Source organism: Streptomyces sp. NBC_00016 (assembly GCF_045040885.1).
GTDB classification, from domain to species: Bacteria; Actinomycetota; Actinomycetes; order Streptomycetales; family Streptomycetaceae; genus Streptomyces; species Streptomyces coriariae.
Genome location: NZ_CP108304.1, coordinates 5823685 through 5850214, shown reverse-complemented (window position 1 = coordinate 5850214; position 26530 = coordinate 5823685). Strand labels below are relative to the sequence as shown.

The following is a 26530-nucleotide window of genomic DNA, read 5'->3' as shown; positions in this document are numbered from 1 at the left end:
CGTGTCCGGGTGCTCTCCCGGGCACGGACGCCGGTGTCACCGGCCCCTCGCCTCCGCCCTCTCTCACGCACCCTCTCGTTACCCCCGGAAACCTCCCCACGGAACCCCTTGGGCCACTAGGGTCACCTCCACCACAGACTGACCGGTACGTCAGCAACCGGGCGCGGCACACCGCGCATCCGGCGAGGAGGCGACCCCCATGGCCCGTGCCGACGTGGACGGCGGCGGAAACGGTGACGGTAACGACGGCGGTCACGGCGGCGGTCACCGTGACGGTCACGACGGCGGCGACGTGAGCGCCGACGTCCCGGACGCGTACCTCACCGACCGGCTCCGCGCCGCCCCCGCCGCCGCGTACCCGGCGCTGCGCGCGCTCCGCGCCCGCCACCAGCCCGCCGTCCTGGCCTACGCCCGCCGCTGCACGACCGGCGAACCGGCGGCGCGGCGCCTCGCGGCCGAAGCGTTCACCCTCGCCGCCCGGGAGACCGCCCGCGGCAACGACCCCGGCGGGTCCTGGCGCCACCGCCTGCTGCTGCTGTCCGGGCAGGTGGCCACCGACTGGGCCCTCGACGACCGGGCCGGCGGTCTGGACGCGGGACTGCTGCTCGTCCTCAACACGGCGGCCCCCGGCGGCCCGGTGCCGCCGCTGCTCGCCGCGTTCCGTTCCCTGCCCTCCCGCACGCAGGGCCTCGTCTGGTACGGCGTCGTGGAACGCGAGCCCGTGGCACGGACGGCCACGCTGCTCGGCCTGACCCCCGAGGACGTCACGTACGGCACGGGGCCCGCCCTGCACCTCCTGGCCCAGGCCTGCCTCCGGCACCGGCTCGCCGCCTCCGACGACCCGCGCTGCGGGGACTTCCGCCGGCTGATCGAGCAGTCCGTACGACCGGACGCCCCGCGGCACAGCCCCGACCTCGAAGCCCACCGGGCGCACTGCCCGCACTGCGCGACCGCCTACGAGGAACAGTGCGCGCTGCGCGACGATCCTCGCGGGGCGCTGGCGGAGGGGTTGCTGGTGTGGGGCGGGTCGGCGTACGTGAGGGACGACCGGCAGCCGTCCGGCGGCCGGGGACCGACGGTCGCGAGACGCCCGTCGCGGCGGGTGGCGCTGGCCTCGGCCGCGTTGGGGGTGGCGGTGGTGCCCTTGGCGGTGGCTCTGCTGCTGACCTCGGGCGGCTCGGGCGACTCGCAGGACGCGGCGGGAGCCGTCGTCACCGGGCCGTCGGTGGTCCCGCCGGTGACCGTGACGGCGACGGTTTCGGCGCCGCCCGCCTCCTCCCCTGCCTCCCCTTCGCCGTCGCCGACGCCGAGTCCGTCCCCCTCCCGCACGAGCGCCCCGCCGGAGCCGAAGCCCACGCCGTCACCGACCCGCGCGCCCGGTGGGACGTTCGCCCAGGTCGTGAACGTGGACAGCGGGCGCTGCCTGGAGGTGGCGGGCGACTTCGACAACGGCACGGACGTGGTGACGGCCCCGTGTTCCGGCTCGCCCAGCCAGCGGTGGCGGGTGGACGCGGCGCGCGGGGTGCTCCAGTCGTACGCCGACCAGGACTTCTGTCTGGACAGCAGGGGGTCCGTGGACAAGGGCGTGGGGGTGTGGGAGTGCGCCTCCGTGGACGGCGATCACGGGGCGAACCTGCGGTTCACCGTGGACGGCGACGGGACCGTCCGCCCGGCGATCGCGATCCTGACGGCGCTGACGGCGGACGTGGGCGGCGGGGTGTCGCTGGAACCGCTGGACGAGGACGGGGACCAGTTGTGGCGGGCCGGGGCGGCCTGAGCACGGGACGTGGTCCCCGCCGTCGGGTGTCCTCATGCTGAAAACCCTCTGGCCGGACTGGCGTCGGTGACTACGCTGGCCCAGCCCTCTGACCAGCAGAGCCGCTGGGCCAGCCGCGTCATCTGCTCATGAGGAGCCCCATGCCCGACTCCCCTGCCTCCGCTGCCTCCGCACCTGCCTCGCCCGCCCCTGGCTCGCCGGCCCCGGCTGCCGGTTCCTCCGCGCTCGGGCGGCTCGCCGATCTTCCCGTGCTGCTCGTCGCCGTCGTCTGGGGTTCCAGTTATCTCGCCGCCAAGGGCGTCACCACGGCGGACACCGTGCCGGCCGTGCTGGTGCTGCGGTTCGCCGTGGTGCTGCCGGTACTGGTGGTCGTGGGGTGGCGGCGGCTGCGCGCGCTGAGCGGGCCGCAGTGGCGCGGGGCCGGGGTGCTGGGGCTGATCCTGGCCGGGATCTTCCTGCTGGAGACCTACGGCGTCGTGCACACCTCCGCGACCAACGCCGGGCTGATCATCAGCCTGACCATGGTGTTCACGCCGCTCGCGGAGAGCCGGGTGCGCGGGGTGCGGCTGCCGGGGGCGTTCATGGCGGCGGCGGGGCTGTCGGTGCTCGGCGTGGCGCTGCTGACGCAGGGCGCCGGGTTCACCGCTCCGTCCGGCGGCGATCTGCTGATGCTGGGGGCGGCCGTCGCCCGCACCGTGCACGTGCTGGCCATGGCGCGCATGGACTCGGTACGCGGCGCCGACGCGCTGTCGCTGACGACGGTCCAACTGGGCTCCGCGGTGGCCGTGTTCGCGGTGCTGGTGGCGCTGCCGGGGGCGGGTGCCTCACCGTGGGCGGCCGCGGCGGACTTCGACGGCGGCGACTGGCTGGGGCTGGTCTACCTCTCCGTGTTCTGCACGCTGTTCGCGTTCTTCGTCCAGATGTGGGCGGTCCGCCGCACGTCGCCGTCCCGGGTCAGTCTGCTGCTGGGCACCGAGCCGGTGTGGGCGGCGGCCGTGGGCATCGCGCTGGCCGGGGACCGGCCGGGGTGGCTCGGCTTCGTGGGCGCGGTGCTCGTGCTCCTCGGCACCGGATGGGGTCGGACGGTGGCGGACCGGGACAAGGGGCCGGGGTCGGCTCAGACGACCCGTACGCCGCGCCGCCACACCCCCGAGACGAGCGGCACGCCGGGCCGGTAGGCCAGGTGGACGTGGCTCGGGGCGTCCAGGAGGGTCAGGTCGGCACGGGCGCCGGGGGCCACGCGGCCCACGTCCGTGCGGCGCAGGGCCGCGGCACCGCCGGCGGTCGCCGCCCACACCGCCTCGTCGGGTGTCATCCCCATGTCCCGCACCGCGAGCGCGATGCAGAACGGCACCGACGAGGTGAAGGACGAGCCGGGGTTGCAGTCCGTGGAGAGGGCCACGGTGACGCCCGCGTCCAGCAGCCGGCGCGCGTCCGGCCACTCGGCCCGGGTGGAGAACTCGGCGCCGGGCAGCAGCGTGGCGACCGTTTCACCGCTCGCGAGGGCGTCCACGTCCGCGTCCGTGAGGTGGGTGCAGTGGTCGGCGCTGGCCGCGTCCAGCTCGACCGCCAGCTGCACGCCGGGCCCGTAGGAGAGCTGGTTGGCGTGGATGCGAGGGTGCAGTCCCTTCGCCCTGCCCGCGGTGAGGATCGCGCGGGCCTGGTCGCCGTCGAAGGCGCCCTTCTCGCAGAAGACGTCGATCCAGCGGGCGTGCGGGGCGCAGGCGTCGAGCATCTCGCCTGTGACCAGGGCCACGTAGCCGGCCGGGTCGTCGGCGTAGTCGGGAGAGACGATGTGCGCGCCGAGGTAGGTGACCTCGTCGGTGTGCCGGGCGGCGAGGCGCAGGGCGCGGGCCTCGTCGGCGACCGTCAGGCCGTAGCCCGACTTGGTCTCGAAGGTCGTGGTGCCCTGGCGCAGCGCCTCGGAGAGGAAACGGGTGAGGTTCGCCTCCAGTTCCCCGTCGGTGGCCGCCCGGGTGGCCGCCACCGTCGTGCGGATGCCGCCCGCCGTGTAACCGCGGCCCGACATCCGGGCGTTGAACTCCTCGGTGCGGTCGCCCGCGAAGACCAGGTGGGAGTGGGAGTCGACGAAGCCCGGGAGGACCGCCCGGCCGCCGGCGTCGACCCGGTTGTCAGTGGCGGGTGCTTTGCTTGATTCACCGGTCCACACGACGCGGTCGCCCTCGATGACGACGGCCGCGTCCCGGACCAGACCGAGCGGGGAAGTGTCGCCGAGGGAGGGGTCGTTGGTGACCAGCGTGGCGATGTTCGTGATGACGGTGGTCGTGCCGGTGCTGCTGCTCATCGTCGTGTCCTCGTGGGGGCGGGAGCCGGTGGTGGTCGCTAGGCGTGCAGGGCTGCCACGGCCCGCGCGAGGGCCTGCGGCACATCCGGTACGAGCGTGTGCGCCCCGTCGCGTACGACGTGACGCCCGGCGACGACCGTATGGCGTACGTCCGCCGCGGTCGCCGCGAATACGGCCGTCTCGGCGCCGAGCCTGGGCACCGGTCCCGCCGTCCTGACCGAGTCGAGCGCGATGGTCGTGAAGTCGGCGGCCGCGCCGGTCTCCAGGGTGCCCGCGTCCGGGTTGCCGAGGGCCGCGTGGCCGTCGGCGGAGGCGGCTCGCAGCAGGGCGGCCGCCGTCCAGTGGCCCCGGGTGCGGGTGCGCAGCCGCTCGTTCAGCTCCATCGCGCGGGCCTCTTCGAGCAGGTCGATGACGGCGTGGCTGTCGGAGCCGAGGGAGAGCGGGGAGCCCGCGGCCTGGAGGGCGACGGCCGGGCCGATGCCGTCGGCGAGGTCCCGTTCGGTCGTCGGGCACATGCAGGTGCCGGTCGCGGAGCGGCCGAGGAGGGCGATGTCCTCGTCGGTGAGATGGGTGTTGTGGACGCCGGTGGTACGCGGTCCGAGGACGCCGTGCTCGGCGAGCAGTTGCGTGGGCGTGCGGCCGTGGGCCGCGCGGCAGGCGTCGTTCTCGGCGGTCTGCTCGGACAGGTGCACATGCAGCGGCGCCCGGCGCTCCTCGGCCCAGCGCGCCACCGTCGCCAGTTGCCCGGCGGGCACGGCCCGTACGGAGTGGATCGCCGCCCCGATCCTCGCGTGATCCCGTTCCTTGAGAAGTGAACAGCGTGCGGCCCAGGCGTCCGCGTCGCCGTCGGAGAAGCGGAGCTGGTGGGCGTTGGGGGGCTGTCCGAAGCCGGCGGACAGATAGGCGGTGTCGAGGAGGGTGATCCGGACACCGGCTTCGGCGGCGGCCTCGATCAGGGCCTCGCCCATGGCGTTGGGATCGGCGTAGGGGGTGCCGCCGGGCGCGTGGTGCAGGTAGTGGAACTCACCGACGGCGGTGATGCCGGCCAGCGCCATCTCGGCGTACACGGCACGGGCCAGCTGGTGATAGGTGTCCGGGGTGAGCCGGTCGGCGACGGAGTACATGACCTCGCGCCAGGTCCAGAAGGTGCCGGAGCCGACCTGGACGGTGCCGCGCAGGGCCCGGTGGAAGGCGTGGCTGTGGGCGTTCGCCAGGCCGGGCAGGGTGAGGCCGCGCAGGATCTCGGCGCCGGGCGGCGGGGTGTCGACGCCCGTCCGGACGGCGGTGATGCGGCCGTCCGTCACCTCCAGGGCGACGCCCGGCTCGACGTTCGTGCCGAGCCAGGCGTGCTCCAGCCAGTACGTCCGTGTCCGCTGCGTGGGGGTCACCGGCAGGCCAGTCCTTCCAGTACGTCGGCGAGGGCGTGCACCCCGGCCACGCAGTCGTCCTCGGCGGCGAACTCGGCCGGGGAGTGCGAGACGCCCGTGGGGTTGCGCACGAACAGCATGGCGGTCGGGATGGTCCCGGAGAGGATTCCGGCGTCGTGTCCGGCGCCGGTGCCCAGGACCGGGACCTTGAGGTCCGTGTCGCTGCCGAGGATGCGGGCGAGTTCGTCGCGCAGGGCGTGGTCGAACTCGACGACGGGCGTGAACGACTCACGGACGACGTCCAGGTCGATGCCGTGGCCCTCGGCGTACTCGCGGGCGGCCTTCTCCACACCGCCGACCACGGTGTCGAGAGCGGCCTGGTCGGCGGCGCGGGAGTCGAGCCAGCCGCGCACCAGGGAGGGGATGGCGTTGACGCCGTTCGGCTCGACGGAGATCTTGCCGAACGTGGCGACGGCGCCCGCGAGCCGGGCCTCGCGGCGGGCGGCCAGCACGGTCTCGGCGTACGGCAGCATCGGGTCGCGCCGGTCCACGAGGCGGGTGGTGCCGGCGTGGTTGGCCTCGCCCCGGAAGTCGAACCGCCAGCGTCCGTGCGGCCAGATGGCACTGGCCAGGCCGACCCGGTCGCCGCTCAGGTCGAGGGCGCGCCCCTGCTCCACGTGCAGTTCCACGAAGGCGCCGATCCGGGCGAGCCGCTCCGGGTCCGCGCCGATGGCGTCGGGGTCGTGGCCGGCGGCCTCCATGGCCCGCGGGAGGGTGATCCCGTCGCCGTCGGTGAGCCGGTGGGCCTGCTCCACGGTGAGCCGGCCCGCGGTGAGCCGGGAGCCGACACAGGCGAGTCCGAAGCGGGCGCCCTCCTCGTCACCGAAGTTGACGAGAGCGAGCGGCTTGGTGAACGTGACGTCCCGCGCGCGGAGTTCGTCGAGCGCGGCGAAGGAGGACACCACGCCCAGGGGTCCGTCGAAGGCACCGCCGTCCGGCACCGAGTCGAGATGTGAACCGGTGACGACGGCGTCGCCGGCCGCCGGGTCCCCGAGCCACGCCCACTGGTTGCCGTTGCGGTCGGTCTCGTACGTCAGGCCCCGTGCCTCGGCCTGTTCCCTGAACCACTCCCGGCAGTCGGTGTCGGCGCCGGTCCAGGCGTAGCGGCGGTAGCCGCGGGACTCGGAGTGCCGGCCGATGGGGGCCAGTTCACGCCACATCTCCTGGAAGGACGCACGAGCCGCCACCGGCTGTGGGCCGTCGGTCCGCGGGGCGGAACCGGTGGGCACGGCCGAACCCGCGGTCGGCGACGAGGGCTCGGCCCCCGCCGGACCGTTGCCGCCCCGCTCGTCTCCCGGAAAGGTCACGCGTCGTCACCTTCACGCATGGGCACCCGCACGCCCCGCTCGTCCGCGACCGATTCCGCGATGTCGTACCCGGCGTCCACGTGCCGGATGACGCCCATGCCGGGGTCGTTGGTGAGGACGCGGCGGATCTTCTCGCCGGCGAGCTTGGTGCCGTCCGCCACGGAGACCTGGCCGGCGTGGATGGAGCGGCCCATGCCGACGCCGCCGCCGTGGTGGATCGACACCCAGGACGCCCCGGAGGCCACGTTGACCATGGCGTTCAGCAGGGGCCAGTCGGCGATCGCGTCGGAGCCGTCGAGCATCGCCTCGGTCTCGCGGTACGGGGAGGCGACGGAACCGCAGTCGAGGTGGTCGCGGCCGATGGCCAGCGGGGCCGCCAGCTCGCCCGACGCCACCATGTCGTTGAAGCGCTCGCCGGCCTTGTCGCGCTCGCCGTAGCCGAGCCAGCAGATACGGGCGGGCAGGCCCTGGAAGTGGACGCGCTCACCGGCCAGCTTGATCCAGCGGGCCAGGGACTCGTTCTCCGGGAAGAGGTCGAGCATCGCCCTGTCGGTCTTGGCGATGTCGGCCGGGTCCCCGGAGAGCGCCGCCCAGCGGAAGGGGCCCTTGCCCTCGCAGAACAGCGGGCGGATATAGGCGGGGACGAAGCCCGGGAAGGCGAACGCGCGGTCGTATCCGGCGAGTTGGGCCTCGCCGCGAATGGAGTTGCCGTAGTCGAAGACCTCGGCGCCGGCGTCCATGAAGCCGACCATCGCCTCGACGTGCTTCGCCATCGACTCGCGGGCCCGGGTGGTGAAGCCGGCCGGGTCCTTCTCGGCGGCGTCGGCCATGTCCTCGAAGGCGATCCCGGTCGGCAGGTAGGCGAGCGGGTCGTGGGCGGAGGTCTGGTCGGTGACGATGTCGATGGGGGCGCCCATCGCGAGCAGCTGCGGGACGAGCTCGGCGGCGTTGCCGAGGAGGCCGATGGAGAGCGGCTTGCGCTGGTCGCGGGCCTCGACGGCCAGCTGGAGCGCGTGGTCCAGGTTGTCGGCCCTGACGTCCAGGTAGCGGTGCTCGATGCGGCGCTCGATGGCGCGCGGGTCGCAGTCGATACAGATCGCCACGCCGTCGTTCATCGTGACGGCGAGCGGCTGGGCGCCGCCCATGCCGCCGAGTCCGGCGGTGAGGGTGATCGTGCCGGCGAGGGTGCCGGAGAACTTCTTGGCGGCGACGGCGGCGAAGGTCTCGTAGGTGCCCTGGAGGATGCCCTGGGTGCCGATGTAGATCCAGGAACCGGCGGTCATCTGGCCGTACATGGTCAGACCCAGCTGCTCCAGCCGGCGGAACTCCTCCCAGTTGGCCCAGTCGCCGACGAGGTTGGAGTTGGCGATGAGGACACGCGGGGCCCACTCGTGGGTCTGCATGACGCCGACCGGGCGGCCGGACTGCACCAGCATGGTCTCGTCCTGCTTGAGGGTCCTGAGCGTGCGGACCATCGCGTCGAAGGAGCGCCAGTCGCGGGCCGCCTTGCCCGTGCCGCCGTAGACGACGAGCTTGTCGGGGTGCTCGGCGACCTCGGGGTCGAGGTTGTTCTGGAGCATCCGCAGGGCGGCTTCCTGCTGCCATCCCAGGGCGCTCAGTTCCGTACCGCGTGGCGCTCGTACGGGGCGGGGTCCTGACATGGTCTGCCTCCTTGCGGATGGGTGATCCCGGCGGTTGTTGCTGTTGTTATTCACATCCTGACTCGATGAATAGGACTAGTCAATACATCGGGGCCATGACATCGCGTCATGACCCCGGGACCACGGCGTGCGGAAGCGACCTGCCCGGCCTAACCGACCTGCACGGAGAAGGGGGCGCGCGTTTTCGCGTTCACCACCCCGCGTGGACATGCGCGCCGTTGACGCGCGCCGGTGGGCCGGTGTTGAACGGTGGAGAAGGGGCGCATGGGGCGCCGATTCGGCCCGAAACGGGGTCAGTCGACCCACGTTAGCCGCCCCGCCGCATGTTCCGCTGGAAAATGCCAGAAGACTCACCCCTCGACGCCTACGTTGCGTAGCTTCTTCATCACTCAGCCGAACCGAAGGCGGGAGGGGAGCCCAACGGTGCCCGGAATCGACGAGTGTCTCCTGGAGGCCATGCGGCTGCCCGGTGCCCGGGGTGCCGCGCTGGTCGACTGGACCAGTGGGCTGGCCCTGGGCGCGGTCGGGGAGTTCCCCGGCGGCGACCACGAGGCGGCGGCCGCCGAGGCGGCCGAGGTGGCCCGGCTCACGGCCGAGCAACGGGCGTTCGCACCCGATGGCCACGACCGTCGCGACAGCCAGGACGGCCACGACGGCCAGGGGAGCGGGGGCGGGGTCGCCGATCCTCCGGTCGAGGACCTGATCATCAGCAACCGGGACAGCTACCACGTGCTCCGCTTCGTACCGACGTCCTTCGACAGCAGCGTGTTCCTGCACGTGTGGCTGGCCCGGCCGGACGGCAACCTCGCGCTGGCCCGGATCCGGCTGGGCGAGATGGCCGGACGGCTGGTGCTGGGGTGACCGCGGTGAGAACGACCCCGCAGGGGACGACCCCGCCGCCCCGGCTGCCCGTGCGGGAGAAGTCGGCGGCCCGGGAGCGCGGCGGCGGACTGTCGCCGATGCTGACCCGGCTCGCGGCCGAACGGGCGACCGGTGTCCTGGAGCGGGAGCGCGGCTCGCTCTACCTCGCCGAGGGCCGAGTGGTGCACGCCGAGAGCCCCCTCGCCCCGGGCCTCGACGTGCTCCTCCTGGCCCACGGCACCCTCGCCCCCGCCGTCTGGCAGGACGCGGTGGACCGTGCCGACGAGGAGTACGGCGTCGCCCGGCTGCTGCTCGACGCCGGCCGCGTCCCGCGCGGCGCGCTGGAACTGTGCCATCTGGAGGCGGTCTTCGACGCGGCGTACTTCGCGCTCACCCCCAGCAGCACTCCCGGCCGCTTCCGGTACGGCGCCGGGCACTGGCTGGGCACGCTCCGGCCGGTCCCGGTCGAGGCGGTCGAGCGCGAGACGCTGCGCCGGCGTGAGCTGCTGCACCGGCTGTGGCCGGACCCGCTGACCGACGGGGCGCCGCTGCGGCGGGCCGAGACCGTCGCGGCGCCCGCCCCGACCGCGCGGCAGAGCGCGGTGCTCGCCTCGGTGGACGGCGTACGCACCGCGTCGGACATAGCCCGGGCGCTGGGCCGGCAGGCCTTCCACACCCTGGTGGACGTCCGGCGGCTGGCGGCGGCGGGGCTGCTGACCGCCCTCTTCCCGCCGCCCCGGCAGCACCGCCCGCCGCCGGCCGCGCCCCCGCTCCACCCCGGGCCGGCCGCAGGTCCCGCCATGAGTCCCGTCGCCCCCGACCCCGACCCGCCACCGGGCATCACCCTGCCCCGTGTCAACGACCCCGACATCACCTTGCTGAAGAGGCTCAGGGATGCGCTGGAGGCCCTTTGAACGGCAGCGACCGCGCGCCGAGAGGAGCGAGCTGATGGTGTCCGAGCCAGAGATACTCGACGAACTCCGGCGGCTGCGGGCCCGGGTGCCCCAGCTGACCGGCGCCCTGACGGCCGGCGTGGACGGTCTCGTCCTCGCCCACGACACGCCCGGCGTGGAGCCGGAGGTGGTGGCCGCCCTGACCGCCGCCGCCCTCGGCGTCGCGGTGCGGATGGCGGACACCACCGGCCAGGGCGACTTCCGCGAGCTGCTCGTGCGCGGGGTCTACGGCTACGTCGCGACCTACGCGGCCGGTGAGAGCGCCGTGCTGACCCTGCTCGCGCAGGACCGCGTCAACGTCGGCCGGCTGCATCTGGAGGGCCGCCGGGCCGGGGCCCGCATCGGGGAGCTCGTCGACGCGCGGGAGGCGAAGGCGCGGGAGGCCAAGGCCGCCGCCCCGCCACCGGCCAGGGCGCCGGCGAAGACCCCCACGAAGGCGCCCGTCCGGACGCCCGCCAAGCCACCCATCGTACGGACCAGATCGGCGCGCGGATCGGCCACCACCAACGCGCGCACCACCACGGAAAGTTGAGAAGGAACCGAGGAGCACAGCATGGCCAACACCGAAACCACACTGAAAGAGTGTCTCGCCTCGATCGAGGGCGCGACCGGAGTGGCGCTCGTCGACTACACCAGCGGCATGGCGCTGGGCACGATGGGCGGCAGCAAGACCTTCGACCTGAACGTCGCCGCCGCCGGGAACACCGACGTGGTGCGCGCCAAGATGCGCACCATGGAGCACCTCGGACTCAAGGGCCAGATCGAGGACATCCTGATCACGCTGAACGACCAGTACCACCTGATCCGGCTGATCAGCGGCCGCGGCGGCAACGGGCTCTTCATGTACCTGGTCCTCGACGCCAAGCGGGCCAACCTGGCGATGGCCCGCCACCAGTTGAAGAAGATCGAGGAGGACCTCGAGGTATAGCCCGACCGGCCGGACGTGCCGGACCGGCCTGACCGGTCCGTGCCTAGACCAGCGCCGCGGTGCGGCGGCGGGACCCGCCCGGGGCCGCGTCGCCGGCCGCGATGCCGGTGCTGCGGTACGCCTTGACGGCCTTGCCCGCCGGACGTCCGCCGCGCCGGTCCAGCCAGTCGACGCGCACCCACAGCAGTGCGTCCTCGGCCCGCTCGCGCCGTCCGAGCCAGGCGGCCTTCAGCCGCAGTCCCGTCCCCCAGCCGGCGAGCAGCAGTCCGGCGGCCGCGGGGACCGCGAAGGAGCTGCCGAGCGCGGCCACGAAGGCGAGCAGCAGCCACCAGCGGTGCCCGCGCCGCCAGGTGCGCACGGTCACCGCCCGGTCCTGGAGCACGTCGTGCTTGCCGGCCCGGGCGGCGCCCTGTCCGAGTCCGGTGATCCTCCTGCGGCCGCGCCACGCCACCACGGCGACGGCGACGATGAACAGGGCGGCCCCGGCCAGCACCCCGATCCGCCGTCCGGTGAGGCCGGGCACCAGAACCCCGACCCCCGCCGCGAACACCCCGCACCACCACAACGGCGCGGCTCCGGCCCGTACGACGACGGCCACCCGAGCCAGCCCCTGCCCTCCGCGCGCCACGTCCGCCTCCTGGTCTCTCCGGCACAGTCTCGTGACCGCTCAGACTAGTGAGCGAACGTGAGACGAGTCTGAGAGAACGCCCCGAAAAACCGCGCCCTCCGCAAGCGGCGGCCTACTCGACGAAGAGCCCCCGCGCCGCCGCCCGCGCGTCGAACTCCTCCAGCCGGGCCTGCGCGTCGGGCAGGTCGTCGCACATCGCCTCCAGCAGCACCCGCCCGAGCAGCATCGGCGCGCACGCCGTGTCGAAGGCGAGTCCGGTGCCGACGGCGGCCGGCAGCAGCAGGTCGGAGACCTTGGCGACCGGCGCGAACGCGGAGTCGGCGACCGTCACCACGCTCAGCCCCGCCTCCCGGGCATAGCCGAGGGTGTCGACGACCTCGCGCGGATGCCGGGGCAGCGCGAAGCAGAGCAGGGCCGAGGCGCCCGCCCGGACGGCGGCGTCGATCCGGTCGTGGATCATCGTGCCGCCCTCGTTCAGCAGCCGTACGTCGGGATGGACCTTGGCGGCGAAGTAGGCGAACCCGTACGCCTGGGAGGCGGCGGCCCGCAGTCCGAGCACGGGAAGCGGACGGGAGGCCGCCAGCAGCCGGCCCGCCCGCTGCACCGGCCGGGGGTCGGCGAGCAGTTCGGCGAGGTGCTTCAGGTTCTCGATCTCGGCCTCGACGGCCTGCTGGTACTCGTTGTACGAGGCCGGTCCTGCCGTCTGTTCGGCGGGGGCGACCTCGCGCAGGTGCTTGCGCAGGGCGGGGTAGCCGTCGAAGCCGAGGGCGACCGCGAAGCGGGTCACCGACGGCTGGCTGACGCCCGCGAGTTCGGCCAGCTCCACGCTGGACAGGAACGGCACGTCGGCGGCGCGCCGCACCATGCTGTGCGCGATGCGCCGCTGGGTCGGTGTCAGCCGGTGCCCCTCGAAGAGCGCCTGCAGCCGGGCGGCGGGACTGTCCGGCAGACCGGCACCCGTCACCCCCGGATCCGATGCCGCCGGACCCGGCACCCCTGGACCCGGCGCCTCTGGACCCGGCACTCCCTCACCGATCCCCGTCTCCGCGCTCATGCCCCGCTCCCCCTCCAGATGTCCGTGAACCGGTCCAGCAGTCCGGCCGCCGCCCGCACGTCGTCCGTGAGCGGCCGGTCGGCCTGTTCCGCGTCGAGCACCGCCTCGGCCAGCTCCAGCGCCCGGCCCGCCGGAAGTCCCGGTTCGGGCCGCAGCTCGCGCTGGCGCAGCGCCCGTACGGCGGCGACGAGTTCGCAGCCGACGACGAGACGGTACGCGGCACAAGCGCGCAGTGTCTGCCGGGCGGCGAGCGAGGCGAAGCTGGCCTGTTCCTCGACGCCCCGGGAGAGTACAGCGTGGCCGAGCGAGGCGGGCGCCGAGAAGGCCCGCAGGTCACCCAGGGCGGCCGCGGCGGCGTACTCGAGGATCATCACGCCGGAGGAGGCGGGCTCGGGGTCGGCGAGGAAGGGGCGCAGCCGGGTGTAGGCCGGTTCGTTCAGGGTCGACAGGCGGGAGGTGGACAGCCGGGCCACCTGGGTCAGCGCCAGCCTGAAGTGGTCCAGGGCGAGGGCGAGCTGGGCCTGGTAGAAGCCGCCGTGGTGGTAGGCGGTCATGTCCTCGGGGGAGATGAGCGGGTTCTCGGCGGCCGCGTTGATCTCGATGCCGACCACGTCCTCCAGGGCGTCGGCGGCGTCGTGCGCGGGGCCGTGGATCTGGGGCAGGCAGCGGAAGCCGTAGGGGTCCTGGATCCTGCCGAGGGGTGGCGTGGGCCGGTCCTGCGCGCCGATCAGCTCCCGCATCCGGCGGGCGACCTCGGTGGACCCGCGGTGCGGGCGGGCGGCGTGCACGGGGGCGGCGTACGCCTCGTGCGAGCCGTCCACGGCGAGCAGCGAGAGCGCGGCGACGACCTGGGTGGCCTCCAGGAGTCCGCGCAGTTCGTGCAGGGCGAGGGCGGACTGGCCGAGGGTGAGGGCGTTGCTGCTGATGAGCGCGAGCGCGTCGTTGTTGTCGAGCTGCTGCGGTTCGGGGATCCCGGTGCCGCGCCACGGATGCTCCCCCACCAGCGCGAGCCCGACCTGTGCCAGCGCCGCCAGGTCGCCGGTCCCCACCGAGCCGAACTCGTTGACGACCGGATACGCCCCGCTCTCCAGCGCCTCGCACAGGGCCGTGACGACGCCGGGCCTGAGGCCGGCGCCGCCGGCGAGCAGTTGGTTGGCGCGGACGGCGAGCATGGCCCGGACCTGGCGGGCGGGCAGTTCCTCGCCGATGGCGCCGGCGTGGCTGCGCAGCAGGCGCAGGCCGTGCTCGGCGGCCGCTTCGGTGGGCACGTCCTCGTTCCGGTTGGCGCCGACTCCGGTGGAGCGGCCGTAGACGCGACCGGTGGCGGCGATCCGGCGGGCGGCGTCCCAGGACTCGGTCATCCGCTTCGTCGCGTCGGTGCCGGGGACCGGGCGGGCGGCCCGGTCGGCGAGGCGGGCGACGTCCGCGACGCCGAGGGCGATCCCGTCGAGGACGACGAGACCGGAGCCCGCCCCGGAAGGGGCGTCCATCATTCGAGACGACATAAGGCTACGAACTCCCATCAATCCGGACACTCGATCTTGCCTGTCGGTCATCCGTTACCTCGGATTAACACCGAACCGTTGACAAGCTATTCATCTACCGAGAACTCTGCATGACGTTATACAGCCGGGCAAGGGACAACTCATGATCCAGTTCGACGCGGTCCACAAGCGCTTCCCCAACGGCACGACGGCAGTCCACGATCTCTCCCTCCACATGCCGGAGGGCGGCGTGACCGTGCTGGTCGGTTCCTCCGGTTGCGGCAAGACGACCACCCTGCGGATGATCAACCGCATGGTCGACCCGACCTCCGGAACCATCGAGGTGGGCGGCAAGGACGTCACCCGCCAGGACGCGGCCGAGCTGCGCCGCTCCATCGGATACGTCATCCAGCAGTCGGGGCTCTTCCCGCACCGCACGGTGCTCGACAACATCGCCACCGTGCCGCTGCTGCTGGGCCACGGCCGCCGCAGGGCCCGCGCCCGCGCGGCCGAACTGCTGGAGACCGTCGGCCTGTCCGCCGACGCCGGGAAGCGCTACCCGCACCAGCTGTCCGGCGGCCAGCAGCAGCGCGTCGGGGTCGCCCGCGCGCTCGCCGCCGACCCGCCGGTGCTCCTCATGGACGAGCCCTTCGGCGCGGTCGACCCGGTGGTCCGCACCCAGCTCCAGGACGAACTGCTCAGGCTCCAGAAGGAGTTGAGCAAGACCATCGTCTTCGTCACGCACGACATCGACGAGGCCGTCCGGCTCGGCGACCAGATCGCCGTGTTCCGCACCGGCGGCCACCTGGTCCAGTGCGCCTCGCCCGCCGAGCTGCTCGCCCGCCCCGCCGACGACTTCGTGGCCGACTTCCTCGGCGCCGAGCGGGGCCTGAAGCTGCTCTCGCTGAAGACCCTCGCGGACGTCCCGCAGGGCCCGGCCCCCGAGGGCGGCGCCTGGAGCCTCGTACTCGACGAGGCGCGCAAGCCGCTGCGCTGGACGTCGAAGACCGCCGACGGAACTGCCGGAACCGACGTACCCGTCCGGCCGCTCAAGGACTCCGACTCCCTGCTGTCGGCGCTCAACGAGTCGGTCGCCGCGCCCACCGGACTGGTCGCGCGGGTCGACGCCGCCGGCGTCCTCACCGGCGTGACGTCCCGCGACGACATCCACACCCACGCCGGCCGGGCCCACACCGAGGCACGGGTGGCCGCATGAGCATCGACTGGTCCTGGATATCCGGGCACACCGACGACCTGACCACCCTCACGATCTCCCACCTCCAGGCCGCGCTGACCGCCGTCCTCCTCGGCCTGCTGATCAGCCTCCCCCTCGCGGTGGTCGCCCACCGGGTCCGCCCCCTGCGCGGCTTCCTGCTCGGCCTGTCCAACGTCCTGTTCACGATCCCGTCGATCGCGATCTTCGTGCTGCTGCTGCCGGTCAGCGGCCTGACCCGCACCACCACCGTCATCGGCCTGACCGTCTACACCCTGGTCGTGCTGCTGCGGAACACGGTCGAAGGGCTCGACTCGGTGCCCGCGAAGACCAAGGAGGCGGCCAAGGCGATGGGCACGCGCCCCCTGCGCACGCTCCTCACCGTCGAGTTCCCGCTCGCGCTGCCCGTGATCATGGCGGGCGTCCGCATCGCGACGGTCATGTCGATCTCCCTGGTCTCCGTCGCCACCTACATCGGCGACGGCGGTCTCGGCCAGCTCTTCACCGACGGCTTCCAGCGCAACTTCCCGACGCCGGTGATCGCGGGAGTGGTCCTCACGATCCTTCTGGCGGTCGTCGCCGACGCGCTGCTGGTCGGCGTCCAGTACCTCCTCACCCCGTGGAAGAGGCGGCGAGCCTGATGTACGAACTGTTCAAGAACCTCGGCAGCTGGCTGACCAGCGGCGCCCAGTGGTCCGGCTCGGACGGCATCGCGCACCGCCTCGCCGAACACCTCCAGTACTCGCTGCTGGCCACGCTCATCGCGGCCGCGATCGGCCTTCCCCTCGGCCTGCTGATCGGCCACACCGGCCGGGGCGCGTTCCTCGCGATCAACCTGGCCTCCTTCGGCCGCGCGCTGCCGACCGTCGGCCTGGTCGTCCTCGTCTTCCTGGCGAGCGGACTGTCGATGCTGCCCGTCTACGTCGCGCTGGTCGCCCTGGCGGTCCCGTCGATCGTCACCAACACCTACGCCGGGATGACGGCCGTCGACCCGGACGTGAAGGACGCGGCACGCGGCCAGGGCATGCGGGGCCACCAGGTCATGCTCCAGGTGGAGCTGCCGCTGGCCCTCCCGCTGATCATGACCGGCCTGCGCCTCGCGCTCATCCAGGTCGTCGCCACGGCCACCGTCGCCGCGTACGTCTCCTTCGGCGGTCTCGGCCGCTACGTCTTCGACGGCCTCGCCCAGCGCGACCTCGTCCAGGTGCTCGGCGGCGCGGTCCTGGTCGCCGCCGTCGCCATCGCCCTGGACCTGGCCCTCTCCGGCCTCCAGCGGCTCCTCTTCCGACACCGCCCCGCACAGACCGCCTAGGGAAGTCAGCGAAATGAACCGACGCACGATCCTCGGCGGCCTGTTCGCGGCCGCGACCGTCCCCGCCCTGACCGCCTGCGCGAGCGGCATCACCTCCCTCGACAACGAGGGCACCACCTCCGCCGGCGGCGGCTCCAGCAAGGGCGGGGTCACCATCGGCACCGCCAACTTCACCGAGAACCAGGTACTGGGCTACCTCTACGCGGCCGTCCTGGAAGCGGCCGGTGTGAAGGTGAAGGTCCGCCCCAACCTCGGCACCCGCGAGATCCTCATCCCCGCGCTCAGGGGCGGCGACATCGACCTGCTCCCCGAGTACCAGGGCGCCCTGCTGCACTACCTCGACCCGAAGGCGACGGCCACGGAGGAGGGCGCGATGCAGAACGCCCTCGCCGTCGCCCTCCCGGCCGGCCTCCAGGTACTGCCGTACGGCATGGCCGAGGACTCGGACGCCTTCGTCGTCACCAAGGAGACGGCGAAGAAGTACGGGCTGGCCTCCCTCGCCGACCTGAAGAAGCAGAACGGCAAGCTGGTCCTGGGCGCGGCGCCCGAGGTGAAGACCCGCCAGGTGGGCGCGGTGGGCCTCAAGGACGTCTACGGGGTGGAGTTCAAGGAGTTCCGCTCCCTCGACTCCTCCGGTCCGCTGGTCAAGGGCGCCCTGAAGAAGGGCGACGTCGACGTGGCGAACCTGTTCACCACCGACACCGACATCCAGGCCAACGACTGGGTGGTGCTGACCGACCCCGAGAACCTGATCCCGGGCCAGCACATCGTCCCGCTGATCGCCGACCGCAAGGCCGACTCCACCGTCCGCAAGGCCCTCGCGAAGCTCGGCAACGTCCTGACCACCGCCCAGCTCACCGAGCTCAACCGCCAGGTGGACAAGGACAAGAAGGACCCGCAGGACGTGGCGAACGCGTACGCGAAGCAGCACGGGCTCACGAAGAAGTAGGCCCCGCGCTCTTCGCCGGCACTCCGCCCGCGCTCTTCGCCGGCACTCCGCCCGCGCCGCGCCGGCACTCCGCCCGCGCCGCGCCGGCGCTCCGCCGCCCTCCCGCGAACCCGACTCCGGACAGGGGGGCTATCCCCAGTGCGGCGGGCACTCCCGCTGCCTAGCCTGGTCACCATGACGGGATGGGAGACCACCATGGAAGCGCGCGACACGGACCTGAAAAAGGAACTCGACGCCACCCTCGCGACCCGCAGGGAGCTGGGCGAGGAGTACGAGTCCGCGCTGGTGGACTCGTTCCTGGAGAAGGTCGACCAGCGCATCGACGGCGCGGTGGAGCGCCGGGTGCGGCGGCAGTTCGCGGAGCAGCAGATGGTGGCGGCCCGGGACGCCCGCTCGCCCAGGGCTACGGACTCGTGGGGCGAGCGCTTCGGCTTCGGCATCGTCTCGCTGGTGCTGGCGATCCCGCTGTCCGCGATCGGCGCGGGCACCGCGCACCTGCCCGGCCTGATCGTCTCCTGGGTGGGCATCGTCGGCGTCAACGCGGTCCAGGCCGCCCGCTCCCACCCCGGCCTCTTCGGCAGCCACCGCCGCTCCTCGAAGAAGGACGGCGACTGGGAGGAGTGACCGGGCCGGGGCCGGGGAGCGGGGCCGGGAGCGGGGTTCACGCCTGGCGGGTCGGCAGCACCATGATCTGCCGCAGGTTGACGTGCCGGGGGCGGCTGGTGGCGTAGGCGACGACATCGGCGAGCTCGGCCGCGGACAGCCCGCCGATGGCGTCGAACATGCCGTCCAGCTGCCCGGCCAGCTCGTCGTTGTCGAGGTGTGTCGCCAGCTCGGTCTCCGTCAGCCCCGGCTCCACGTTGGTGACCCGCACGTCCCGCGGCCCGAGTTCGATGCGCAGGGCCTGGGAGAGATAGGTGACGGCCGCCTTGGTGGCCCCGTACACCCCGTAGTTCGGGAACGCGATGTGCGCGGCGATGGACGAGATGTTCACCAGGTCCGCGGGCCGCCCCTCGGCGGCGGCGCCCACCAGGTCCCCGGTGAAGGCGCGGATCACCCGGAGCACTCCGGTGACGTTGGTGTCGAGCATCCGCCGCCACTCGTCGATCCGGCCGTCGTCGACGGGGTTCGGCAGCATGACGCCGGCGTTGTTGACGACCAGGTCGACGTTCCCGTAGGCCTCGCGGATCCCGGCGGCCGCCGCGTCCACCGACGCGTCGTCGGTGACGTCGGCGACGACGGCCAGGGCCTCGCCCCCGTCGGCACGGATCTTCTCGACGACCGACTCCAGCCGGTCGCCGCGCCGGGCCAGCAGGGCGACCCGGGCACCCGAGGCGGCGAGCAGCACGGCGACGGCCTCACCGATACCGCTGGCGGCGCCGGTGACGACGGCGGTACGACCGGCCAGGCTCGCGTACTGGTTCCCGTACGGGTTTCCGTACGGGTCGTGGCTCTGGTCCTGGTCCTGGTCCTGGCTCTGGTCCTGGTCCTGCTCCTGGTTCTGGTTCTGGCTCTGGTCCTGGCTCTGGTTCTGGTTCTGGTTCTGGCTCTGGTTCTGGTTCTGGTTCGACATCCGTTGCTCCTGGCAAGGCGGGCCGGGGTGGTTCCCCGGCGGCACGCACCACCCTCGCCGTCCGCGTCCGCGCTACCCAGGGATGCGCTTTTCCTGGGTCTGCCAGTACCAGGTTCGCGGCCCGCCGCTCCCCTACCATCGAACGCATGGACGGGGATCTTGGAGACTTTCTGCGCTCACGCCGCGCCCGCATCCAGCCCGAGGAGGTGGGACTGCCCTCGCACGGGCGCCGACGGGTCCCCGGGCTGCGACGCGAGGAGGTGGCGCAGCTGGCCGGAGTGAGCGTCGACTACTACATCCGCCTGGAACAGGGCAGGGGCCCTGGGAGCCCCTCCCGGACGAAGTCGGGGGGAGTCAGCGACGCGGTCCTGGACGCCGTGGGGCGCGTGCTGCGCCTGGACGACACGGAGCACGCCTATCTGCACGCCGTCGCCCGCCCCCGCAAGCCGGCCGGGCGACCGGCCGCGCCCCGGGTCCGCGCGGGCGTCCGGTTGCTGCTCGACAGCATGGAGCGCACGCCGGCCTTCGTGCTGGACCAGCGGATGGACGTGCTGGCGTGGAACACGCTCGCCGACGCGGTCTTCGGCTACAGCGGCACCGGGCCGGAGGGCCGCAGCATCCCGCGGCACGTCTTCCTCGACCCCGCCTCCCACGACTTCTACCCGGAGTGGTCCGCGGTGGCCGTCCAGTGCGTCGCGCATCTGCGGATGCTGGCCGGCCACCACCAGGACGACCGCCGGCTGACCGCGCTCGTCGGGGAACTCTCGCTGAAGAGCGACGACTTCCGCCGGCTGTGGGCCGATCATCCGGTCCGGGAGTGCGCGTACGGCGTGAAGCGGATCCAGCACCCGGTGGCGGGCCTGCTGACCTTCCCGTACGAGACGCTGGCGGTCTCGGCGGACCCGGACCAGTCCCTGCTGGTCTACACCCCGCAGGCGGGCTCCGAGACGGAGGAGCGGCTGCGGCTCCTGGGCGGCTGGCGGGCGACGCCGGTCCGGACGTAGTCCTGGCCCGCGTCCGGCGGACACGACTGAGGGCCTGTCCGGTGGACAGGCCCTCAGTCGACTCAAGCTTGCGCGGGGACCGCCGCACCCCCGTTACCGGGGGGCGGGACGACGGCGGTCCCCGCGAGGGACGCGGGCCGGGTCAGGCCGGGCTTGCGCGTCCGTGGCGTCGGTGGAGGTCCGGGAGCCGCTCCGGAGGTCCGTGACGCCGTTTTGGTGCCGGTGGGGCGGGGAGCCGCTCCCGCCCTGCCGACACCCATAAATATGCCGGACGCGTGTTAACCGAGTGCTGCGTGGACGTGACACCCTCGTACCACTTCCGCGAAGTCCACCACTTCGGTAGGCAAACGGAAGTTCAGCGCCCAAGAGGGCCGTTCACCGGAGGTTTCCCCGAGGTTTCGGCCCCTGCCCCCCGGAAGTCACTTCCCGCCCTTGGCCAGGAAGGCCAGCAGGTCCTGGCGGCTGACGACGCCGGTGGGCTTGCCCTCGACGAGGACGATCGCCGCGTCCGCGGTGCCGAGCACGGACATCAGGTCGCCGACCGGCTCACCGGAGCCGACCTGCGGCAGCGGGGCGGACATGTGCTTCTCCAGCGGGTCGTCGAGAGAGGCCCGCTGGGTGAACAGCGCGTCCAGCAGCTCCCGCTCCACGACCGACCCGACGACCTCGGCGGCCATGACGTCCGGGTGACCGGCGCCCGGCTTCACGATCGGCATCTGGGAGACGCCGTACTCGCGCAGCACCTCGATGGCCTGGCCGACGGTCTCGTCCGGGTGCATGTGGACGAGGGACGGGATGGCGCCGTGCACCTTGTCGTTGAGGACGTCGGCGACGCGCGCGCTGGGACCCTCGTCCTCGAGGAAGCCGTAGTCGGCCATCCACTCGTCGTTGAAGATCTTCGAGAGGTACCCGCGACCGCTGTCGGGCAGCAGGACGACCACGACGTCGTCCGGGCCGAGCCGCTCGGCGACGCGCAGGGCGGCCACGACGGCCATCCCGCAGGAGCCGCCGACGAGCAGCCCCTCCTCCTTCGCGAGCCGCCGGGTCATCTGGAAGGAGTCCTTGTCGGACACCGGGACGATCTCGTCGGCGACGGTCCGGTCGTACGCGGTCGGCCAGAAGTCCTCACCGACGCCCTCGACGAGATACGGCCGCCCGGACCCGCCGGAGTACACGGAGCCCTCGGGGTCGGCGCCGACGACCTGGACCCGGCCCTCGCTGGCGTCCTTCAGGTAGCGCCCGGTCCCGGAGATGGTGCCGCCGGTGCCGACGCCGGCGACGAAGTGGGTGATCCGCCCCTCCGTCTGCTCCCACAGCTCAGGGCCGGTGGAGTGGTAGTGGGAGAGCGGGTTGTTGGCGTTGGAGTACTGGTCCGGCTTCCACGCACCCGGCGTCTCCCGCACCAGCCGGTCGGAGACGTTGTAGTAGGAGTCCGGGTGCTCGGGGTCCACGGCGGTGGGGCACACGACGACCTCGGCGCCGTACGCCCGCAGCACGTTGATCTTGTCGGTGCTCACCTTGTCGGGGCACACGAAGATGCACTTGTACCCCTTCTGCTGCGCCACGATGGCCAGCCCGACCCCGGTGTTTCCGCTGGTCGGCTCGACGATCGTGCCGCCGGGCAGGAGCTCCCCGCTCTTCTCCGCCGCCTCGATCATGCGCAGGGCGATGCGGTCCTTCACGGAACCGCCCGGGTTGAAGTACTCCACCTTGGCCAGGACGGTCGCCCGGATGCCCTTGGTCACGCTGTTGAGCTTCACCAGCGGGGTGTTGCCGACGAGGCTGATCATCGAGTCGTGGAATTGCACCGTTGTCTCCGGTTGCTTGCAAAAACAGTGGTCGTAGTGGTTACGCCAGGGTACGGCCCGGGCGGCGGCCGGGTCGGCATGTTCACTCCCGGTTGAGATTGGGCGACGGTCCGTACGGGGCAAGGAGTGGGTGTACGGACACGAGGAGGTGGCGTCGAGGCATGACGAGCATGTCGAGGGCGAGAGTGGCCCGGCGCATCGCGGCCGGCGCGGCCTACGGCGGCGGCGGCATCGGACTGGCCGGGGCGGCGGCCGTAGGGCTGGTGGTGGCGGAGGTGCATCTTGCGCGGCGCCAGGTGAACAACGGGGCGCATCCGCACGTCCCGCAGGCGGAGGGCCGCTACGGCCTCGCCTACGACGCGCCCGGACCCGGCAAGGAACCCCTGCGCCTGACGATGCTGGGCGATTCCACGGCGGCGGGCCAGGGCGTGCACCGCTCCGGGCAGACCCCGGGCGCACTGCTGGCCTCGGGCCTGGCGGCGGTCGCCGAACGGCCCGTGGAGCTGCGCAACGTGGCGCTCCCGGGTGCGCAGTCCGACGATCTCGACCGCCAGGTCGCGCTGGTCCTGTCGGACTCCGACCAGGTGCCCGACGTCTGCGTGATCATGATCGGCGCGAACGACGTGACCCATCGGATGCCGGCCACCCGCTCGGTCCGCCACCTGTCCTCGGCGGTACGGCGGCTGCGCACGGCCGGCGCCGAGGTCGTCGTCGGCACCTGTCCCGACCTGGGCACGATCGAGCCGGTCCAGCAGCCGCTGCGCTGGCTGGCCCGCCGGGCCTCGCGCCAGCTGGCGGCCGCCCAGACGATCGGCGCCGTCGAGCAGGGCGGCCGCACGGTCTCCCTGGGCGACCTGCTGGGCCCCGAGTTCGAGGCCAACCCGCGCGAGCTGTTCGGCCCCGACCACTACCACCCCTCGGCGGAGGGGTACGCGACGGCGGCGATGGCGATACTCCCCACGGTCTGCGCGGCCCTCGGCCTCTGGCCGGCGGAGGAGGAGCGCCCGGACGTCTCCCGCCGCGAGGGATTCCTGCCGGTGGCCCGGGCGGCGGCGGAGGCGGCCTCGGAGGCCGGTACGGAAGTCACCGCGGCGATGCCGACCGGCCCACGGGGTCCCTGGGCCCTGCTGAAGCGCCGCAGGCGGCGGCGGGTGTCGGAAACGGAGCCGACGTCCCCCGCCAGCGCCTGACGACCCAACCCGACGGGAGCCCACCCGACCAACCCGACCGGGGGCTTGCCCCACCAACCCGACCGAGGCTCGCTCCACCAGCACGGCCGGGGCTGACCGACCAGCCCGTGCGGGGCTCGCCCGACCGGCTTGCTCCAGCAGCACGGCCGGGGCTGACCGCCAACCCGTGCGGCGTTTGAGGACGAGGCCGTCCAGGGCCGATGGGGGTCTGGGGGCACAGCCCCCAGGGGCCGGCGCGTGGACCCACCGGCACATTCCCCGCCAACCGCCGGAGGCCCAAGCAAGCGCTTAGTAAATTGCGGTCAGGGTCACACCGCCATCCCCGTGACCCAGCCCATACGTACGGGTAACTTCCCAGACAGCCGTGCCCGTAAGAACACCCTCGCCAATGGAGCCGTGATGCCCGAAGCCGTCATCGTCTCGACCGCCCGCTCACCCATCGGCCGCGCTTTCAAGGGCTCCCTGAAGGACCTGCGCCCGGACGACCTCACCGCCACGATCATCCAGGCGGCCCTCGCCAAGGTCCCCGAGCTGGACCCGAGGGACATCGACGACCTGATGCTCGGCTGCGGCCTGCCCGGCGGTGAGCAGGGCAACAACCTCGGCCGCATCGTGGCGGTGCAGATGGGGATGGACCACCTCCCCGGCTGCACGATCACCCGTTACTGTTCCTCGTCCCTCCAGACCAGCCGGATGGCCCTGCACGCCATCAAGGCCGGCGAGGGCGACGTCTTCATCTCGGCCGGCGTCGAGACGGTCTCCCGGTTCGCCAAGGGCAACTCCGACAGCCTGCCCGACACCCGCAACCCGCTCTTCGCCGAGGCCGAGGCCCGCACCGCGGCCGTCGCCGCACAGGAGGGCACCTCCTGGCACGACCCGCGCGAGGACGGCCTCGTCCCGGACGCGTACATCGCGATGGGCCAGACCGCCGAGAACCTCGCCCGCCTCAAGGGCGTCACCCGCCAGGACATGGACGAGTTCGGCGTCCGCTCGCAGAACCTCGCCGAGGAAGCCATCAAGAACGGCTTCTGGGAGCGGGAGATCACCCCGGTGACGCTCCCCGACGGCACGGTCGTCAGCAAGGACGACGGCCCGCGCGCCGGCGTCACGCTGGAGGGCGTCCAGGGCCTGAAGCCGGTCTTCCGCCCCGACGGCATGGTCACCGCCGCCAACTGCTGCCCGCTGAACGACGGCGCCGCCGCGGTCGTCGTCATGAGCGACACCAAGGCCCGCGAGCTCGGCCTCACCCCGCTCGCCCGCATCGTGTCGACCGGCGTCTCCGGCCTGTCCCCCGAGATCATGGGCCTCGGCCCGGTCGAGGCGAGCAACCAGGCGCTGCGCCGGGCCGGCCTCGGCATCGGCGACATCGACCTGGTCGAGATCAACGAGGCGTTCGCCGCCCAGGTGATCCCCTCCTACCGCGAGCTCGGCATCGACCTGGACAAGCTGAACGTCAACGGCGGCGCCATCGCCGTCGGCCACCCCTTCGGCATGACGGGCGCCCGCATCACCGGCACGCTCATCAACTCCCTCCAGTTCCACGACAAGCAGTTCGGTCTGGAGACGATGTGCGTCGGCGGCGGCCAGGGCATGGCCATGGTCATCGAGCGCCTGAGCTGATCGCCCGGACGCAGGCCCCCGGCAGGGTCCCTGCGTAACCGCTTCAGCACCTGCGGTGACGGATCAGCCCGGAGTCCGGAAAGCCCCTGGACTCCGGGCTGTTTTGTGATCCAATCTCCCCCAGGATGTGACCTATCTCCCTCCCCGGAGGGATTTACGCAGCTCAGCGCCTTTCGGCACCAAACCCCAGGCCCAAAGTCCTGCCCGTTTCGTGACGTTACGCACTGACAGTTGGATAGTCCACCCTTCAAGCTGATGTAGGAAGTCGGGGGTCGACTTTGAACCGGGAGTACGTCAGTGAGCGCCATGCCGATCGCCTTGCTGGTCACCACGGCCGCCACGGGCGCCGTGGGCGTCGCCGTCCTGCGCACCCTCTTGCAGTTGCGCCGGCAGGTCGCCGCCCTGCACACCCAGCTCGCCAAGGACGCCAGGAACGCCGAGGAGACCGCCGCCGAACTGCGCGGCTTCGTCCCGGCCGCCCGCGGTACCGCCGACGCGGCTGAGATACGCGCCGCCGTCGCCGACGCGCTGGCGGAGGAGCGGGAGCGGGAGCTGGCCGAGGCCCGCGCCTTCTGGGCCGCGCAGGAGGCCCGTGACGCCTCCGACGCGCCCACCCTGCTGGGCCTCCCGGACAGCGAGCTGTTCCTGCCCCGTCAGGCCGACTTCATGGGCCTGGAGCCCCTGGAGTCGGTGAGCGAGCCGACCGCGGACGCCGACGAGTTCGCCGGGGACTCCGCCGAACTGGCCGCGGCCCGCCGCCGTCACCCGTCCCACCCCGACTTCGTACCGGTCCAGTCACCGGTCGTGAACGACCACGAGCGCACGGTGGCGACGCTGGAGGAACTGGCCGCGTCACAGATCGAACTGACCGACGTCCGCCCGGGCCCGCTCGGCACCCTCGACGTCTACGTCTTCGCCGACGGCACCACCCTGTGCATGACCCCGGGCCACCGCGAGACGGCGGAGCGCCTGGCCGCGGCCCTCACCGCGGGCGAGACGCCGTTCCTGCTGGGCGGGTCGGGCATCTCGGGCGCGTACACCCTGACGTTCCAGTGCGGGGCCGAGAACGTCTACATCCTGGCCGACCGGGTCATAGCGAGCCTGTGAGGCTCACACGCCCGCCCGCTTCTGCGCCTGCGCCACCAACTCCAGAGCTTCCCGCAGCTGGCCCTCGTCCGTGAGTACGAGGGCCAAGTCGTGCGCCGCGACGGTGATTTGATCGGCGGCGGCGAACATCCCGGCGTCCGGCATCTCGCGCGGCAGCGCTCCGGGCTCCTCGATGAGCTGCGCGCGCCGGACCAACTCTCTTGCCAGCGCCAGCGCCTCCGTGGCCGCGCCTCTCTGGAGCCGGCTCTGCGAAGCGGCGCGCAGACGATCGGCGAAGTGGTCCACCGCACGGGTCAGGGACGTCGTATCAGCCACGCCGCGAGACTACGCGTCGCACCGGCACTGTTGCCAACGGGCGAACACTCAGGC

25 protein-coding genes are annotated in these 26530 nt (G+C 72.8%); 15 read left to right on the top strand and 10 right to left on the bottom strand.

What is annotated here, in order from left to right:
- The first annotated feature begins 199 nt into the window (after positions 1-199).
- Both OG933_RS25980 and OG933_RS25975 read left to right on the top strand, forming a co-directional pair.
- Positions 200-1777, top strand: coding sequence for a ricin-type beta-trefoil lectin domain protein (locus tag OG933_RS25980; protein ID WP_405629120.1), 1578 nt, complete (start codon positions 200-202; stop codon positions 1775-1777).
- Positions 1778-1917: 140 nt separating this feature from the next.
- Positions 1918-2955 (top strand): DMT family transporter, encoded by a 1038-nt coding sequence (locus OG933_RS25975; protein WP_362523834.1) that lies wholly within the window; start codon positions 1918-1920, stop codon positions 2953-2955.
- Here the strand turns inward: OG933_RS25975 and hutI are convergent.
- The 4 genes from hutI to hutU all read right to left on the bottom strand — a co-directional run bounded on the left by hutI (position 2895) and on the right by hutU (position 8477).
- The gene (gene hutI / locus OG933_RS25970) at positions 2895-4082 is read right to left on the bottom strand and encodes an imidazolonepropionase (protein WP_405629118.1); all 1188 of its coding nucleotides are present in this window, start codon (positions 4080-4082) and stop codon (positions 2895-2897) included. The two genes, OG933_RS25975 and hutI, sit on opposite strands and share 61 nt — an antisense overlap.
- A gap of 38 nt (positions 4083-4120) precedes the next feature.
- Positions 4121-5470 (bottom strand): formimidoylglutamate deiminase, encoded by a 1350-nt coding sequence (locus OG933_RS25965; RefSeq protein WP_362523830.1) that lies wholly within the window; start codon positions 5468-5470, stop codon positions 4121-4123.
- Positions 5467-6669 carry an allantoate amidohydrolase gene (locus OG933_RS25960; protein WP_405633512.1) on the bottom strand — a complete coding sequence of 401 codons (1203 nt, stop codon included), beginning with the start codon at positions 6667-6669 and terminating at the stop codon, positions 5467-5469. Before OG933_RS25960 ends, OG933_RS25965 begins: the two co-directional genes overlap by 4 nt.
- Before the next feature lie 143 nt (positions 6670-6812).
- Positions 6813-8477, bottom strand: a complete 1665-nt coding sequence (gene hutU / locus OG933_RS25955) for a urocanate hydratase (RefSeq protein WP_362523828.1) — start codon at positions 8475-8477, stop codon at positions 6813-6815.
- 423 nt (positions 8478-8900) lie between these two features.
- On the opposite strand from hutU, the gene OG933_RS25950 reads away from it, so the two are divergent.
- From OG933_RS25950 to OG933_RS25935, 4 genes are read left to right on the top strand one after another with little or no spacing between them, the layout of a single operon-like run.
- Positions 8901-9338, top strand: a complete 438-nt coding sequence (locus tag OG933_RS25950; protein WP_362523826.1) for a hypothetical protein — start codon at positions 8901-8903, stop codon at positions 9336-9338.
- Positions 9335-10252 carry a transcriptional regulator gene (locus OG933_RS25945; protein WP_405629117.1) on the top strand — a complete coding sequence of 306 codons (918 nt, stop codon included), beginning with the start codon at positions 9335-9337 and terminating at the stop codon, positions 10250-10252. Before OG933_RS25950 ends, OG933_RS25945 begins: the two co-directional genes overlap by 4 nt.
- Positions 10253-10286: 34 nt before the next feature.
- Complete coding sequence (locus OG933_RS25940) at positions 10287-10823, top strand: roadblock/LC7 domain-containing protein (RefSeq protein ID WP_405629115.1); 537 nt, start codon at positions 10287-10289, stop codon at positions 10821-10823.
- Positions 10824-10844: 21 nt separating this feature from the next.
- Positions 10845-11219: a hypothetical protein gene (locus OG933_RS25935; RefSeq protein WP_020128504.1), complete on the top strand. Its 375-nt coding sequence runs from the start codon at positions 10845-10847 to the stop codon at positions 11217-11219.
- A gap of 43 nt (positions 11220-11262) precedes the next feature.
- On the opposite strand, the gene OG933_RS25930 is transcribed toward OG933_RS25935, so the two are convergent.
- The 3 genes from OG933_RS25930 to OG933_RS25920 all read right to left on the bottom strand — a co-directional run bounded on the left by OG933_RS25930 (position 11263) and on the right by OG933_RS25920 (position 14406).
- Positions 11263-11847 (bottom strand): hypothetical protein, encoded by a 585-nt coding sequence (locus OG933_RS25930; RefSeq protein ID WP_028806636.1) that lies wholly within the window; start codon positions 11845-11847, stop codon positions 11263-11265.
- Positions 11848-11959: 112 nt separating this feature from the next.
- Positions 11960-12901, bottom strand: coding sequence for a MurR/RpiR family transcriptional regulator (locus tag OG933_RS25925; protein WP_362523818.1), 942 nt, complete (start codon positions 12899-12901; stop codon positions 11960-11962).
- Positions 12898-14406, bottom strand: a complete 1509-nt coding sequence (locus OG933_RS25920) for an aromatic amino acid ammonia-lyase (RefSeq protein WP_362523816.1) — start codon at positions 14404-14406, stop codon at positions 12898-12900. The genes OG933_RS25925 and OG933_RS25920 overlap by 4 nt, the downstream gene beginning before the upstream one ends.
- 142 nt (positions 14407-14548) lie before the next feature.
- Between OG933_RS25920 and OG933_RS25915 the strand changes: the two genes are divergently transcribed.
- The 5 genes from OG933_RS25915 to OG933_RS25895 all read left to right on the top strand — a co-directional run bounded on the left by OG933_RS25915 (position 14549) and on the right by OG933_RS25895 (position 18483).
- Positions 14549-15601, top strand: coding sequence for an ABC transporter ATP-binding protein (locus tag OG933_RS25915; RefSeq protein WP_362523814.1), 1053 nt, complete (start codon positions 14549-14551; stop codon positions 15599-15601).
- Entirely contained in the window at positions 15598-16239 is a 642-nt protein-coding gene (locus tag OG933_RS25910; RefSeq protein WP_362265228.1) for an ABC transporter permease, read from the top strand. The genes OG933_RS25915 and OG933_RS25910 overlap by 4 nt, the downstream gene beginning before the upstream one ends.
- The gene (locus tag OG933_RS25905; protein ID WP_405629111.1) at positions 16239-16910 is read left to right on the top strand and encodes an ABC transporter permease; all 672 of its coding nucleotides are present in this window, start codon (positions 16239-16241) and stop codon (positions 16908-16910) included. Before OG933_RS25910 ends, OG933_RS25905 begins: the two co-directional genes overlap by 1 nt.
- Before the next feature lie 13 nt (positions 16911-16923).
- Positions 16924-17859 (top strand): ABC transporter substrate-binding protein, encoded by a 936-nt coding sequence (locus OG933_RS25900; RefSeq protein ID WP_405629109.1) that lies wholly within the window; start codon positions 16924-16926, stop codon positions 17857-17859.
- 195 nt (positions 17860-18054) lie between these two features.
- Positions 18055-18483 (top strand): hypothetical protein, encoded by a 429-nt coding sequence (locus OG933_RS25895; protein ID WP_054244262.1) that lies wholly within the window; start codon positions 18055-18057, stop codon positions 18481-18483.
- A 37-nt stretch (positions 18484-18520) separates the two neighbouring features.
- On the opposite strand, the gene OG933_RS25890 is transcribed toward OG933_RS25895, so the two are convergent.
- A complete protein-coding gene (locus OG933_RS25890) occupies positions 18521-19432 on the bottom strand; it encodes an SDR family oxidoreductase (RefSeq protein WP_405629108.1) in 912 nt (303 codons plus the stop codon).
- A gap of 146 nt (positions 19433-19578) precedes the next feature.
- Between OG933_RS25890 and OG933_RS25885 the strand changes: the two genes are divergently transcribed.
- Positions 19579-20436 carry a helix-turn-helix transcriptional regulator gene (locus OG933_RS25885; RefSeq protein WP_405629107.1) on the top strand — a complete coding sequence of 286 codons (858 nt, stop codon included), beginning with the start codon at positions 19579-19581 and terminating at the stop codon, positions 20434-20436.
- Between the two features lie 419 nt (positions 20437-20855).
- On the opposite strand, the gene OG933_RS25880 is transcribed toward OG933_RS25885, so the two are convergent.
- Positions 20856-22244, bottom strand: coding sequence for a cystathionine beta-synthase (locus OG933_RS25880; RefSeq protein ID WP_362523803.1), 1389 nt, complete (start codon positions 22242-22244; stop codon positions 20856-20858).
- Between the two features lie 161 nt (positions 22245-22405).
- On the opposite strand from OG933_RS25880, the gene OG933_RS25875 reads away from it, so the two are divergent.
- The 3 genes from OG933_RS25875 (at position 22406) to OG933_RS25865 (ending at position 26161) form a co-directional block, all read left to right on the top strand.
- The gene (locus OG933_RS25875) at positions 22406-23434 is read left to right on the top strand and encodes an SGNH/GDSL hydrolase family protein (RefSeq protein WP_362523801.1); all 1029 of its coding nucleotides are present in this window, start codon (positions 22406-22408) and stop codon (positions 23432-23434) included.
- 399 nt (positions 23435-23833) lie between these two features.
- On the top strand, positions 23834-25054 hold the full coding sequence (locus OG933_RS25870; protein ID WP_362523799.1) for an acetyl-CoA C-acetyltransferase: 1221 nt from the start codon (positions 23834-23836) through the stop codon (positions 25052-25054).
- 297 nt (positions 25055-25351) lie between these two features.
- On the top strand, positions 25352-26161 hold the full coding sequence (locus OG933_RS25865; protein ID WP_362523797.1) for a hypothetical protein: 810 nt from the start codon (positions 25352-25354) through the stop codon (positions 26159-26161).
- 3 nt (positions 26162-26164) lie between these two features.
- On the opposite strand, the gene OG933_RS25860 is transcribed toward OG933_RS25865, so the two are convergent.
- Positions 26165-26476 carry a hypothetical protein gene (locus OG933_RS25860; protein WP_230195519.1) on the bottom strand — a complete coding sequence of 104 codons (312 nt, stop codon included), beginning with the start codon at positions 26474-26476 and terminating at the stop codon, positions 26165-26167.
- Positions 26477-26530 lie beyond the last annotated feature (54 nt).